Origin of the sequence: Marinomonas ostreistagni, from assembly GCF_016461785.1 — a bacterium.
In the GTDB taxonomy this organism is placed as follows: Bacteria; Pseudomonadota; Gammaproteobacteria; order Pseudomonadales; family Marinomonadaceae; genus Marinomonas; species Marinomonas ostreistagni_A.
In genome coordinates this window covers 165173-179119 of the sequence record NZ_JAEMUH010000001.1, presented here as the reverse complement: position 1 = coordinate 179119, position 13947 = coordinate 165173, and the positions used below count along the sequence as shown (strand labels likewise).

Below are 13947 nucleotides of genomic sequence, written 5' to 3'. Positions count from 1 at the left end.
TTCTATAATCAAGCGGCGGCTTAATAACGTCAGATTGTGCATATGCACCGCATTAGAAAAAAGTAATGAGAGGAATTGAAAGGTAAGAAAGCTATCTCTTTTCGTCTGTATAGACAGTTACTATTTTTGCCATCTAATCTTCTTCCTTAAATAAAAATACATTCCACCAGAAACAAACATAACTGCGCCCCCTAAAAAAGCGAGAACACCATCAAGAAAACCTATATACATCAAAATAACAAAGTACCCAATCTTTATAATAACTTCGAATATTTTAGGGATACCCCTAACCCCCCCTTCTCCTGTACGAACAACACTCATATCATTTATATACTTAGAGAACGTTATAGACTTCAACTTTATTTCAATCTGACATCCATCAATCGTAATATCTTCAAGAGCTGTTACATAAATATATTTATTTGTATACTCATATTTTCCATCAAGCCTATAGCTCGACTGATTAGAAATACGCCCATTACAAATGACATCACTTTCAATACTTCCATGATCTATACTAAAATCAGGTAAGCTTGAACGATCTTCGTGAGAATCAAAACTGAATTTTATACCAACATTCCGATTTTTTAACTGCAACTTCTTAGATTTAAAAATATATCCATCATCAATCTCTAACATTTCAACTACTTCAACAGGCTTATAATTATTAAACAACATAGCCCCAGCCATAAAAAAACATGCTCCACCAACAATATGAAGACCAACCATTAATAAAAATATATTTTTTGAAGCCACTTTTAAATCTAAAATATTCAAGAAACATCCAACCTATATTTAGATAGTAATTAACAAGTAAGTCGCTTTAATTTTCAAGCACTTCATGCAGAAGTGCCTACATTAGTAGAACAATTAATTATACACTTATCAAACAATGCGATTATTAAAAGCTGCCAGATAGCTGTGTCTGCACCGCAGTAGAAAAAGTAATAAGAAGAGTTTAAAGGTAAGAGGGCTGTAAAAAATAGCCAAGGCAGTGATTCTACGAAAATCCATTTACATATTCCTTTATTAAGTGCTGATATCCTTCGAGGAAGGCTAGCACAGTAAATCATAGGTTTTCTAGAAAGCTATCTCTTTTATGTGCCTAAAAATCGACAAACTCGCTCTAAAGCACCTTGATTTGATTGGGCGTTAATAAGGGCTTTTTGCCCCATGGTTTGTCGCTGTTTGACGTCTTGCAGTATAAGCAACTGTTCCAACAACTCACTCACCGAGTGCACTCGTGCAGCACCGCCATCGTGTATCAGTGATTCAGTAATATCGGCAAAGTTAAAGGTGTGTTCACCAACGATTACTGGCTTAGCTAATATCGCGGGTTCTATTGGGTTGTGCCCTCCACGTTCGATCATGCTGCCAGCAACAAAGGCCACATCGGAGATAGCAAAGTAGCGCATCATTTCGCCCATACTATCACCAAGCAGCACTTCTGCTTGCGCCCAAGTATCCAACTTATCAGTCGAGCGCCGAGCGGTGTGAAAGCCTTGCTGTTGGCTGAGTTCATAGACAGCATCAAAGCGTTCGGGATGGCGAGGGACTAAGATCAATTTTGCTTGCGGTATTTGTTTTCTAAGAGCTTGGTGCGCCTCTAAAAACTGCGCATCTTCGCCCTCATGGGTGCTAGCGGCAATCCAAACAAATTCGTGGTTGGGAGCAAGTGCTTCGCGCCAAACAGGCACTTCACTGTCTTCTGGCGCAGTAATATCAAATTTAATATTGCCCACCACTGAGACATCTTTCGCTCCCAGCGCTTTAAAACGTTCTGCATCGGTTGCCGCGTGTGCTAAGAAACGATCCGGCAGAGCCATCAGAGGTTTTGAAAAACAGCCAAACTTTTCGTATCGCTTGGCTGAGCGCTCACTCAAACGGGCATTAATAATCTGTATGATCATACCCTTTGCTTTCGCGGTTTGAAGCAAATTGGGCCAAAGCTCCGTTTCAATAATGGCGAGTTGTGGGCAATTGAGATCAGCTAAAGCACGCTGAACACAAACCTTATGATCTAGAGGCAGGTAACGGTGCTGAACACGGTCTACGAACCACTTTTGCACTTGTTCTTCACCAGTCGGTGTCACTGTGGTGATCAGCAGTTGCTTGCCTGGGTTTGCTTCAAGCCATCGAGAAATCAATGGTTTGGCGGCTAACACCTCGCCAACGGACGCGCAGTGTAACCAAAGATCGGCTTGCACAGCCCCCCAATGACCGAGCGCTTCTTGCACTCGATAATTGGCGTAGCGTTTATGGAAGCGCCAAATACGTCGCGCAATAAATGGCGACGCTAAGACCAGCAGCACACGATAGAGCCACATAAATCTGAGTTACTCTTCGTTAAATTGTTTTTGGTGAAGTTGCGCGTAGGCACCATTTTGCGCTAATAGCTCATGATGAGAGCCGACTTCAATGATTGAGCCATGATCCACCACTGCAATGATGTCTGCATTTTCAATGGTCGAAAGTCGGTGGGCAATGGCAATCGTAGTACGATTTTTCATGAGGCTGTCCAGCGCCTGTTGAATCGCTCGTTCCGACTCAGTATCCAAGGCAGACGTCGCTTCATCCAAAATCAAAATAGGCGCGTTCTTCAAAATAGCACGAGCGATGGCAATACGTTGACGTTGGCCACCAGAGAGCAACACACCATTCTCACCGACCATGGTATCTAAACCTTGGTCTAAGCCTTGAATAAACTCCCAAGCATTCGCTGCTTTCGCAGCAGCAATGACTTCTTCTTCGGAAGCACCACGCAAATAACCATAGGCAATGTTTTCGCGAATGGATCCGTTGAACAGCACCACATTCTGATTCACCAACGCGATTTGGCTACGCAAACTCTTCAGGCTGTACTCACGACTGTCTAAGCCATCAATATACAACCCACCATCAGCAACATCGTATAGACGTGGTACCAAATTAGCCAAGGTAGATTTACCACCACCAGAGCGACCAACTAGCGCCAAGGTTTTACCAGCTGGCAAGACGAGGTTGATGTTATCTAAAGTTAAGCGTTCACTGCTTGGGTATTGAAAACTAAGGTTACGCCATTCAATGTCGCCCTTGGCATTTCCGAGCGGTTTAACTCCTCTGTCCTCTTCTTCATCCATATCAATGAAATCAAAGATACTCTGTGCCGCGGCAATACCTTTTTGCAAAGTACTGTTCACGTCCGTTAGCTGGCGAGCAGGTTTACTTAGCATGCCTGCCGCGGTAATAAAGGAAACAAAATCCCCCGCTGACATATGCTGACTAAGATTTGGATCTAAGGCTAACCAGATAAGAATTGCCAAAGAAATCGCCACTAAAAATTGCACCACAGGAATATTCAGGGCTTTGGTTAATTCCATCTTTAACTGGGAGCGTCGGTTATCGCCCGCCGCTTGGCGAAAGCGATCACGCTCGTATTCAAAGCCGCCAAAAATTTTAACGACTTCATGACCTTTGATCGATTCAGAGGCGACATCGGACACGCCACCCATCGCATTTTGAATACGCTTACTTAGCTTTCGAAAACGTTTGGAGGCATAGGACACCACATAACCGATGATAGGAATGATCAACAAGAAAAGAATCGACAGTTTCCAGTTTACATACAACATGTAACCCAGCAGACCCACTACCGTTAAACCTTCACGCAGCAAAGTTTTCACAGCAGACGTCACAGCACCGATCACTTGCTCTGTATCGTAAGTCAATTTAGATAGCAAACGACCTGATGGCATTTCACTGTAATAACTGGTCGGCAATAAACCTAATTTATCGAACATAGTGGTACGTAAGTCATAAACCACTTTGTTGGCGATGATCGCCATAAAGTAGCTACCAAAAAACGTACCGATACCACGTAAAAAAATAATCGCCAGAATGGTGGCAGGAATCAATAAACGGTTTTCTTCAATCGAACCAGTCGAGACCACATCAACAATGTATTTCAGCTGAGCAGCCAATGCGGGTTCCATCGCGCCATAGAGCATGTACCCCATCACACTGACTAAAAACACTAACCACTGAGATTTAATGTAGCTCAGTAGGCGGAGGTAGATCTTAACCCCTGACTTTTTTGTCGGAGCTTGTTGATCCTGAGCCGTCATCAGCTGTTCGCCTTTTCAATAATTTTGGTCGTAGAATAACCGTCCACAAATGTCAGTACTTTCACTTCACCGCCATTATCCAATACATGATCCGCCCCAACAATTGACTCAATGGTGTAGTCGCCACCTTTTACCAGCACATCTGGGGTCAATTGCTGAATGACTTCTAATGGTGTGTCTTCATCAAACCACGTTACCCAGTCGATAGCACCAATCCCTTCAAGCACCGCCATACGATGAGTTAAGTCGTTAATGGGACGTGATTCACCTTTTAGACGCTTAACCGATGCATCGGTATTCACTGCCACGACTAAACGATCGCCGAGTGCTTTAGCTTGTTTAATATAAGTCACATGGCCTGGGTGAAGGATGTCAAAACAGCCGTTGGTGAACACTATTTTCTCTCCATTTAGCTGAGCCAGTTTGATTTGCTCTTTTAGCTCTTCAGGGGATAACACACCAAAATTAGTAGAGTGCGAGCGAGCAAACATAATGGCTTCAAGCGTTTCAGCGGTAATCGACGCCGTACCCAATTTGCCTACGACATAGCCCGCTGCTTGATTGGCATAATCTACCGCGTCTGCAAAGCGCTTACTCGTTGTAAAGACCGCCGTCAAAACAGCCACCACAGTGTCGCCAGCGCCCGTTACATCAAATACTTCTTTAGCTGCTGTTGCGAGAGAGAAAGAAGGTTTGCCATCTTCTAATAGCACCAATCCATCTTCGCCACGTGTCACCAATAAGGCTTTCCAGCCAAAGCGCTGACGCAACTCTAAACCTTTTTTCTCTATTTCCTTCAGGTCCGAACACTTGCCCACGATGGCTTCAAATTCGACCAAATTAGGTTTAACTAATGTTGCACCTTGATAAATGGAGAAATCGTCCCCTTTCGGGTCAATGAAACTGGGCACATTGGCGGCATTCGTTAGTTGAATCAAGGTTTGCACATCTGCCAAGCAACCTTTTGCATAGTCAGAGAAAATAACCGCGCTAGAATCAGGTAACAGGCTCGCTACTTTGTCCGCAACCGCCTGATTCTGACTCAGTGAGTCTTCACGTTCTTCAAAATCTAGACGAATGAGTTGCTGGTGACGACTGATCACGCGCAGTTTGGTAATCGTTGGTAAGTTCTCAGCTGTAACAAAATGACACTCTACGCCTTGTTCAGTTAGAGTACTTTCCAAAGCCGTTGCGTTCTCATCACTCCCTACGACACCCACTAAAGATACTCGTACGCCAAGCTTCGCAAGCCCTAATGCTACGTTCGCAGCACCACCTGGGCGATCCTCAACATTAGAGACTTTCACTACCTGTACCGGTGCCTCCGGTGAAATTCGTGAGGTGCCGCCATGCCAATAACGATCTAGCATTACATCACCGACAACAAGGATATGTTTGTTCTTAAAGTTTAAATGTGAGGATATCATGGTGCTTTTCATCGATTTTTGAAGTCGGACATTTTATCATAAGCAACTTTCGATTTGGACTCATGTGAAATTGATCAACATGGAAATACCTCAAACCTTGCACAAACGCATAGAGAGTTGTGCAGATCACGTTTTCCAAGGACTGATCCCTAACTGGGTCAACCACGGTTTTACAAACACTGGTCACAGCCTTGAAAGCCTAACTCTCGACTGGCAACCCAACCCTGTGGGACGCGTACGCCTGCTGACACAATGTCGTCAACTATACACTTTAAGCCATGCAACTAGGCTTGGGTTGGTATCCGGCTATGACACACACATTTCAAACTTATTTAATGCCATTATCGAGCTGTATTTTGTCGATGATCGTTGGATTTTCTCACGCAACGACGACATGACCATACTTGATACGCAAAGCGATGCCTACGCACTCGCTTTTGTAATGCTGTCGTTCAGTCATTACTTTATGCTGACCAAAGATGAACGGGCATTAACCTTTATTGAGCAAACCGATCAGTTTTTAGACCAAAGAATGCGCCACCCCAACGGCGGCTTTTATGAGGCGTTTCCATTAGATGGGCAAACTGTGCGCCGTCAAAACCCGCACATGCATTTATTAGAAGGTTTTGTGGCAGCGTTTGAGGCAACTCAAGCAGAAAAGTATGTGGCACGAATCAGTGAAATCTGTTCACTGGCGGAACAATATTTTGTTGAGCCGAAAACCTGTACATTGAGAGAATTTTTCAATGCGGACCTATCCCTTGATGTGAAAACAGGTCACTTAGTCGAGCCTGGCCATCATTTTGAGTGGGTATGGCTACTGCATCAAACCTATCGCATCACAGGGCGTAAGCAAGATTTAGAGCTTGCAAAGCAATTATGGCAAGTGGCAACAACTCACGGCATGAGTACGAATGGTGGCATTGTTAACAGTATGGATGGCAATACCTTCCAAATCGTTGACGCTGATAAGCGAATTTGGCCAATTACCGAATATTTAAAAGCCTGTTGCGTTGCTGAACTGGATGAGAACGAACGATGCGATCGATTGGAAAGCGCATTGAGTTTTTTACAAACTTACTACTTCATTGACCGTGGCCGCTGGATTGAATACCTAGATGCTAATAATCAAAGCAAAGGTTTTCCTTTACCTGGCACCACGGGGTATCACATCTTTCTAGGTTTAGCAGAAGTGCTAAAATGGCGAGATTCTTAAAGATTACGGGACTTAGACTATGTATATCGTAACTGGCGGCGCCGGCTTTATCGGCAGCAACATTATCAAAGCACTGAACGATCGCGGCATCCGTGACATTCTTCTAGTCGATGACCTAACAGATGGTAAGAAATGTCTAAACCTGTCTGACCTAGACATCGCTGACTATATGGATATGTACGATTTCCTTGAAGCGATTAAAACCGACTCACTGAATATCCAAGCTAAAGCAGTATTCCATGAGGGTGCGTGTTCTGCGACCACAGAATGGGATGGCAAATACGTCATGGACGTCAACTACCAGTACTCAAAAGCGGTGTTGAAATGGTGTATTGACCATAAAGTGGCCTTTTCTTATGCCTCTTCTGCTTCAGTTTATGGCCCTGGTCCCGTTTTCCAAGAGTCTCGCAAAAACGAAAACCCACTAAATATGTATGCGTTTTCGAAGTTCCAATTCGATCAATACGTGCGTGAGATTTTACCAACCGCATCTTCGCAGATCGTAGGTTTCCGTTACTTCAACGTATATGGACCTCGCGAAAACCACAAAGGCAGTATGGCAAGTGTGGCCTTCCACCTACGTAATCAAGTTTTAGCCGGCGAAAACCCGAAATTGTTCGGTGCTTATGACGGCTATGAAGCAGGTGGCCAAAGCCGTGATTTCATATATGTAGAAGATTTAGTCAACACTAAGCTTTGGTTCTTAGATAATCCTGAAAAAGCAGGTATTTTCAACCTAGGTACGGGTAACGCAGAACCATTCAAAACGATTGCTGAGACAGTCATTGAGCATTACGGTAAAGGGGAGATTGAGTTCATTCCATTCCCTGAACACCTTAAAGGCGCTTACCAAAGCTTTACTCAAGCGGATATTACTAAACTTCGTGAGGCAGGTTACGAGGGATCTTTCCGTGGTCTTGCTCAAGGCGTTAAAGACTACATGGTATGGCTAGATCAACGTGGCTAAATATTTGATTGTTGGGCCTTCATGGGTCGGTGATATGGTCATGGCACAAAGCCTGTTTAAGACCATACAGCTACAGGACCCAGAGGCCATCATTGATGTAATAGGCCCCGCTTGGTCAAGCCCAATTATTGCACGCATGGCAGAAGTACGCCGCGCGATTACGCTTAAAACAGGGCATGGCGAGTGGGGTATCTCTACTCGCCGCAAACTCGGTCAATCCCTGCAAAGTGAACAGTACGATGAAGCTATCGTACTGCCACGTTCGTGGAAGTCAGCTTTGGTACCATTTTTTGCTAAAGTACCAAAACGTGTTGGCTATCATGGCGAGCAGCGCTACATCCTTCTTAATGAACGACGGAAGCTAGATAAAAAGACCTTAAACCAGACAGTAAAGCGCTTTGTTTCTTTGGGTGTAAATAAATCTATTGCTTATCCACCGCAGAACTTACCCGACCCGGTGCTGACCGTGGATAAAGGTAATCAAGCAGCACTTTACCAAAGTCATAGTTTGGACAGTAGTCGACCCGCAGTCGCCATGATGGCTGGAGCAGAATACGGCCCAGCAAAGCAATGGCCATTAGCTCATTTTCATGAATTAGCTGAGCGCTTGATTACACAAGGCTATCAAGTCTGGATTTTAGGTGGCCCGAAAGACATCAATGATGGCAATGTTATTATCAAAGACTTAGGTCAGCATGCCCATAATCTATGTGGCAAAACCCAATTGGTCGATGCTATTGACCTGTTAGCGGCGGCAAAACTGGCCATCAGTAATGACTCGGGGCTAATGCATGTCGCAGCGGCTGTAGGCACAAAGGTTCATGGTATTTATGGCTCCACCAGCGAAGCCTTCACTCCACCACTTACAATGAATAAAGTCATTCACAACCTGCATTTAGAGTGTTCACCTTGTTTTAAGCGAACCTGCCCATTGGAACACACGAACTGCTTAAACCAGCTAAAACCCGAGCAAATTATTCAATCGATACAACTGGATCGCTAGGACACCCACCATGAACAGCCCAGCTAAGCGCGCCACAGTGACTGCGGCATTGATTGTTAAGAATGAAGAAAAAAATCTTCAGGCCTGCCTCGACAGCCTAATGAACTGGGCTGATAAAATTGTATTGCTGGATTCTGGTAGTACGGATCGCACAGAGGAAATCGCACGCCAATACACGACTCATTTTTATACAAAAGAAAACTGGGAAGGGTTTGGCATACAGCGCCAAGCGGCTCAAGCTTACATCGATACAGACTATGTATTCTGGATTGATGCAGATGAAGTGGTTACACCTGAGCTTGAGGCGAGTATTTTAGAAGCATTAACTGCCCAGCGTCCTAATACGGCGTATAGTGTGAATCGAAAAAGCTGGGTATTTGGTCGCTTTATTACCCACTCTGGCTGGTATCCAGATCGTGTCACACGCTTGTATCGTGTCAATGAAGGTGGCTACTCCGACGACCTAGTGCATGAGAAAGTACAACTAAAAGAAGGCGTAAGTACTCAGCCGCTGGTGGGCGATATGACCCACTACACCTACGATAATTTGCACCACTACTTGGTTAAGTCTGCGTCGTATGCCAAGCTGTCAGCCGACCAAAAGCAAAAGCGTGGTAAAACCACTTCACTAAGCTCGGCATGCCTGCATGCCTTTGCATGTTTCGTTAAGATGTATCTCGTTAAACGTGGCTTTTTAGACGGTAAACAAGGTTTTTTGTTAGCCGTTTTATCCGCTCATTCAACATTTGTTAAATACGCAGATCTGTGGGTTCGCCAGCAAGATCAAACACAACATTCAAAAAGCTAAGGGTCAGATAGGCATGCGGCACATTTCGATCATTACCATCAACTACAACAGTGCTGAAGATACACTGAAGATGGTTGAAAGTATTCGCAAGGTATCAACTGAGTGCCACGAAATTGTTGTGGTGGACAATAACTCAAGTTTAGAAGACTTTGAGAAGCTATCACCGCTGCACAACCAAGAAAATGTCAGAATCGTGCGTAGCCGCATAAATTTAGGCTTCTCTGGGGGGAACATGCTGGGGGTGGAACATGCCGCACCAGATGCAGAGCATTACCTGTTCCTCAACAATGATACGACCCTGCTAACGGACATCCCTGAAGAATTATGGCAAGTTTGCAACAGCAACCCTACTGTTGGCCTAGTATCAGCACAACAATACGATGAACATCAAAATCTAGTCTCAAGCTTTGGTAATTTCCCAAATATTGCAGAACGCACACTGGGTAAGTCATTTGCTCGCTGGCTCAAAAAAGGCATTCGACATAACAGTAAAAAGACCTATGATGAAACCATTTCAGTCGAAGTCGTCAGTGGCGCAGCTATGTTTTTTAAACGCGAATGCTTTGAGGCCATAGGCGGTTTTGATACGCATTTCTTCTTGTATTGCGAAGAAGAAGACATATCACGAAGAACATGGCTCGCCGGATATGAAGTTCAATTTCGTTCCAACTCAAAACTCGTCCACTATTGCGGCAAGAGTACCGAGCGTAATATGAAAATTGAGCGCGAATTTATCATCTCTTATTTCCGTCTTTTAGATAAGCATTTTGGCTTACCTAAAAGAACCGTGCTCAAAACCTTATTTGCATTGAAGTACTTAAAGAAAGCGATTAAAAATAAGCAGAATACGCCATTGCTTTGGTTCGTTCTTCAAACAAATAAAGCCCCATTTAGCCTAAGGCACCAACAAGCTATTTCGCCAAAGTAAATATCAAACAGATTCGTTTTTGAACTAAAGCTGCTGATAAACGTTCAGCAGCTTTTCAACATGAACTGTTTGATTGAATGTGTGCTTGGCTCTTTCAAAAGCCGCACGTTCTAAGGTTGCTCTTTTTATGGCATCTTCACATAGAGCTTGGATTGCCTTGGCGAATTCATCTGTATCAAATGGATTCGCTAATAATCCAGTATTCGCCAAGATCTCTGGAATAGCACCTGCATCAGAACCAACAATCGCTTTGCCTCGCGCCATCGCTTCTATTACAGTCAGGCCAAAGGCCTCTAGATGTGATGGAATGGCTACCACATCCATACCTGCTAATAGCACCTCAGGTGTTGTTGAGAAACCATAAAAAGTGACTTGTTTACTGAGACTATGCTGCGAGACAAATGACTGTAGCATAGCAATATAATCTTCATCTCCACCTTGCTTTGCATTCATGCCACCGACAATGACAAGGTGAAAACGATTACCCAGTTGTTGTATGGCTTTGAGTAATTCGAGATGCCCTTTACCTGGTGATAAACGACCTACTATCCCCACAACAAAGGTGTCAGCAGACACCCCCAACTCGTCTTTGAGCCCACTTTTTTCCTGAGTAAATGGCAGTTCAGGTATATCCGTCCCCAACCATAGCGCTTGGATAGCGCCCTCAGACACAGGCAAAGCTCGTTTATTATGAGCCAGTGTAAACTGACTGATAGATAAAACTTGATCAACATTACGATAAATATAACGGTGGAAAAGATCCTTCTTAGGCTTTTTCACCCCCATGTGATCGGTATAAACCAGTTTGAAGCCACACAATTTCTTCAGCAATACTGCTAAAGCCAAGTCAGAAGACTTATGACAATGCACATACTGAATCTGGTTTTGCTTGATAAAATTTGCTAGCTGAAAAAGGCAACGGTAGCCCTCTCCCCGGCTATGAATGCCCTTAAATCCATCAAACTGCTCAGTCATTGCCTCTGCAATCGAGGATTGATGAAAAGAGATTCCATACACTTTGTGGCCTTGAGCTTTCATCTCTTTGCCAACACGAAGTGGATACATTTCCAAACCACCAAATCCGTGCGACAAGCATATATGTAAAATATTCATCTGTTATGTCATTTCTCTAAGGCGTCACACCATTTTTTGATGTCTGAAAAATGCGGCTCAATATCTAACTGAGTCAAATCTTCCTGCTGCTCATTTGGTTTGATGGGGAACCAGCGCCCTTTACTATTGAGTGTTTGCCAACGTAATGGCGTTGATGAGCGCTTCTTAGGATAAAAGCCAATCGTTGGAACATCCAAAGCCCCTGCGATGTGAAGAGGGCCGGTTGAACCAGCAATAAACAGGTCTGCCACGGCAATAGAACGTACAAAGTCCTCAACACCGTCATTTTCATCGTATAAAGTGATGCGCTCTACTTTGTCTTCCATTGAGTCGACTAAGGCTTTCGAAATGGCACTTTCGCCTGGACCTGCAGTAATCACGAAGTGCGTTGGCGTCAGCTGATTTAAAAAGATAATCAGCTTGCTCCACTGCGCTTGAGTAAGTGTATTAGAGGAGCCACCTGTTACGGGATGAATAAAGCAAGTACGTTGTTCAAAAGACACCCCTAACATTTTATTAAGCTTGCTTTTCTGTGCCATTTTTAGGTCATCACTCACAGACAATAAGTGATGCGGCGAGGTAGTGTGTTTAGGGCCGTTTAACACTTTAATCAAGTAATCCGCTAATTCCAGATTATATTGGTATTCAGGTTTCTCAGACTTAGAGCGCTGCTGCCGCAAGGTGTGAGTATAAAGAAATTGTACCCATTTCGTCGCTGGCGCCACTCGCACAGGAATACGCGCCTTGCGAACTAACTTGGCATTGTAAGTATTGGAAAATAAACAAATGGCCGCATCGAATTGCTTAGCCTGCAGCACTTTAGAGAAGCTTTTGATCTCATCGGGCTTTTTGGGATCCAGAATCACTTCATCAATCCACTCACAGGCCTTAGCAATGTCCATAGTATAGGCTGGTACAAGCGCCACAACCGTTGCATTAGGAAATGCCTGCTTGATCGCTTTAAAGGCAGGTAAAGCTAAGACAAAATCGCCAATTTTGTCATTTCGTACGACTAGTATTTTCATGCATTAAACCAAATAGCGGCCACTTTCTATATAAAAACAACAGTTTAAAGCTTATTGTTGCTTAAGTAGAGAGTTACTCTAAAGAAAGGTTTCATCGTGACCGCTTTTGTTCAATGTCTCACTAGGTGTCACCACCAAATAAATCACGTGTATAGACCTTGTTTAATACATCATCTAAGTTATCAGTGACTCGATTTGCAATAATGACATCGGACTCTTCCTTAAACGTTGATAAATCCTTCTCAACTCTAGAGTTAAAGAAATACTTTTCTGTCAATACAGGCTCGTAGACAATCACCTCAATCCCTTTGGCTTTAATACGCTTCATCACACCTTGGATAGCTGAAGCCCGAAAGTTATCGGACCCTGCTTTCATTACAAGTCGATAAATACCAACCACTTTCGGCGCTTTTTTGATGATTTCATCAGCAATAAAGTCCTTACGAGTCACATTCGCATCAACGATGGCTCGAATTAAGTTGTTTGGAACTTGATCATAGTTGGCGAGCAATTGCTTGGTATCTTTAGGTAAACAGTAGCCCCCATAGCCAAATGACGGGTTATTATAGTGACTACCAATACGAGGGTCTAAACACACTCCTTCAATAATATTACGAGTATTTAAACTATGGATAGAAGCATACGAATCTAATTCATTAAAATACGCAACTCGCATGGCCAAATACGTGTTGGCAAAAAGCTTTATGGCTTCCGCTTCCGTCGAGCCCGTTAATAATATATCAATATTTTCCTTCACAGCCCCTTGAGCAAGAAGATCAGCGAATAGCTTAGCTCGCTCCGATGACTCGCCTACAATGATGCGGGAAGGGTACAAATTATCATAAAGTGCTCGCCCTTCTCTTAAAAACTCAGGCGAAAAAATTAAATTATCTGTGGCGTACTTTTCTCGTGCCTGACGTGTAAAGCCTACTGGGACAGTAGACTTAATCACCATCGTTGCATGAGGGTTGATCGCCATAACATCCTGAATAACAGACTCAACAAGTGATGTGTTAAAAAAATTCGTATCAGGGTCGTAATCCGTCGGCGTCGCAATAATTACGAAATGAGCACCATCATAGGCTTCTGCTGGCACTAAGGTTGCTTTGAGGTTTAAAGACTCAGAAGCAAGGTAGTGCTGAGCTTCCTCATCTTGAATTGGGCATTTCTGTTGATTCAATAAATCAACTTTTTCAGGAACAACATCCAGAGCCACTACCTGGTTATGTTTTGCCAACAACAACGCATTAGATATGCCAACATACCCAGTGCCAACCACAGCAATTTTCATCTAATAGCCTTAATAAACTGTTTTAAAGTGCCATCTTGCACTCAAAAAATAACAATACAATGACAG

The 13947-nt window shown here is 43.7% G+C and carries 12 protein-coding genes; 5 read left to right on the top strand and 7 right to left on the bottom strand.

Annotated features, from left to right (window positions below; translation table 11 throughout):
• Positions 1-120: 120 nt before the first annotated feature.
• The 4 genes from JHD44_RS00825 to hldE form a co-directional block, all read right to left on the bottom strand.
• Positions 121-777, bottom strand: coding sequence for a hypothetical protein (locus JHD44_RS00825; RefSeq protein WP_199460143.1), 657 nt, complete (start codon positions 775-777; stop codon positions 121-123).
• 320 nt (positions 778-1097) lie between these two features.
• Positions 1098-2327: a 3-deoxy-D-manno-octulosonic acid transferase gene (locus JHD44_RS00820; protein WP_199460141.1), complete on the bottom strand. Its 1230-nt coding sequence runs from the start codon at positions 2325-2327 to the stop codon at positions 1098-1100.
• A gap of 9 nt (positions 2328-2336) precedes the next feature.
• Positions 2337-4103 (bottom strand): lipid A export permease/ATP-binding protein MsbA, encoded by a 1767-nt coding sequence (msbA, locus tag JHD44_RS00815; RefSeq protein ID WP_199460139.1) that lies wholly within the window; start codon positions 4101-4103, stop codon positions 2337-2339.
• Complete coding sequence (gene hldE, locus JHD44_RS00810; RefSeq protein ID WP_233401535.1) at positions 4103-5530, bottom strand: bifunctional D-glycero-beta-D-manno-heptose-7-phosphate kinase/D-glycero-beta-D-manno-heptose 1-phosphate adenylyltransferase HldE; 1428 nt, start codon at positions 5528-5530, stop codon at positions 4103-4105. Before hldE ends, msbA begins: the two co-directional genes overlap by 1 nt.
• A gap of 64 nt (positions 5531-5594) precedes the next feature.
• Here hldE and JHD44_RS00805 point away from each other — a divergent pair, with 64 nt between their 5' ends.
• Genes JHD44_RS00805 through JHD44_RS00785 form a run of 5 tightly spaced genes read left to right on the top strand, consistent with a single transcriptional unit; the run spans position 5595 to position 10452 of the window.
• A complete protein-coding gene (locus JHD44_RS00805) occupies positions 5595-6746 on the top strand; it encodes an AGE family epimerase/isomerase (RefSeq protein WP_325097023.1) in 1152 nt (383 codons plus the stop codon).
• A gap of 19 nt (positions 6747-6765) precedes the next feature.
• Positions 6766-7713 (top strand): ADP-glyceromanno-heptose 6-epimerase, encoded by a 948-nt coding sequence (gene rfaD / locus JHD44_RS00800; RefSeq protein WP_199460135.1) that lies wholly within the window; start codon positions 6766-6768, stop codon positions 7711-7713.
• The gene (waaF, locus tag JHD44_RS00795) at positions 7706-8716 is read left to right on the top strand and encodes a lipopolysaccharide heptosyltransferase II (RefSeq protein ID WP_199460133.1); all 1011 of its coding nucleotides are present in this window, start codon (positions 7706-7708) and stop codon (positions 8714-8716) included. Before rfaD ends, waaF begins: the two co-directional genes overlap by 8 nt.
• A 10-nt stretch (positions 8717-8726) precedes the next feature.
• Entirely contained in the window at positions 8727-9524 is a 798-nt protein-coding gene (locus JHD44_RS00790) for a glycosyltransferase family 2 protein (RefSeq protein WP_199460131.1), read from the top strand.
• Between the two features lie 13 nt (positions 9525-9537).
• Entirely contained in the window at positions 9538-10452 is a 915-nt protein-coding gene (locus JHD44_RS00785; RefSeq protein ID WP_199460129.1) for a glycosyltransferase family 2 protein, read from the top strand.
• A 24-nt stretch (positions 10453-10476) separates the two neighbouring features.
• Here the strand turns inward: JHD44_RS00785 and JHD44_RS00780 are convergent, their stop codons facing one another.
• The 3 genes from JHD44_RS00780 to JHD44_RS00770 all read right to left on the bottom strand — a co-directional run bounded on the left by JHD44_RS00780 (position 10477) and on the right by JHD44_RS00770 (position 13881).
• Entirely contained in the window at positions 10477-11565 is a 1089-nt protein-coding gene (locus JHD44_RS00780) for a glycosyltransferase family 4 protein (RefSeq protein ID WP_267905799.1), read from the bottom strand.
• Positions 11566-11573: 8 nt separating this feature from the next.
• Positions 11574-12590, bottom strand: coding sequence for a glycosyltransferase family 9 protein (locus tag JHD44_RS00775; protein ID WP_199460125.1), 1017 nt, complete (start codon positions 12588-12590; stop codon positions 11574-11576).
• A 121-nt stretch (positions 12591-12711) separates the two neighbouring features.
• The gene (locus JHD44_RS00770; RefSeq protein WP_199460123.1) at positions 12712-13881 is read right to left on the bottom strand and encodes a nucleotide sugar dehydrogenase; all 1170 of its coding nucleotides are present in this window, start codon (positions 13879-13881) and stop codon (positions 12712-12714) included.
• Positions 13882-13947: the final 66 nt, after the last annotated feature.

Excerpts from the sequence above, each read along its gene's own strand:
- JHD44_RS00820 (WP_199460141.1), bottom strand. The coding sequence starts at position 2,327 with ATGTGGCTCTATCGTGTGCTGCTGGTCTTAGCGTCGCCATTTATTGCG.
- msbA (WP_199460139.1), bottom strand. The coding sequence starts at position 4,103 with ATGACGGCTCAGGATCAACAAGCTCCGACAAAAAAGTCAGGGGTTAAG.
- hldE (WP_233401535.1), bottom strand. The coding sequence starts at position 5,530 with ATGATATCCTCACATTTAAACTTTAAGAACAAACATATCCTTGTTGTC.
- rfaD (WP_199460135.1), top strand. The coding sequence starts at position 6,766 with ATGTATATCGTAACTGGCGGCGCCGGCTTTATCGGCAGCAACATTATC.
- JHD44_RS00790 (WP_199460131.1), top strand. The coding sequence starts at position 8,727 with ATGAACAGCCCAGCTAAGCGCGCCACAGTGACTGCGGCATTGATTGTT.
- JHD44_RS00785 (WP_199460129.1), top strand. The coding sequence starts at position 9,538 with ATGCGGCACATTTCGATCATTACCATCAACTACAACAGTGCTGAAGAT.
- JHD44_RS00780 (WP_267905799.1), bottom strand. The coding sequence starts at position 11,565 with ATGAATATTTTACATATATGCTTGTCGCACGGATTTGGTGGTTTGGAA.
- JHD44_RS00775 (WP_199460125.1), bottom strand. The coding sequence starts at position 12,590 with ATGAAAATACTAGTCGTACGAAATGACAAAATTGGCGATTTTGTCTTA.
- JHD44_RS00770 (WP_199460123.1), bottom strand. The coding sequence starts at position 13,881 with ATGAAAATTGCTGTGGTTGGCACTGGGTATGTTGGCATATCTAATGCG.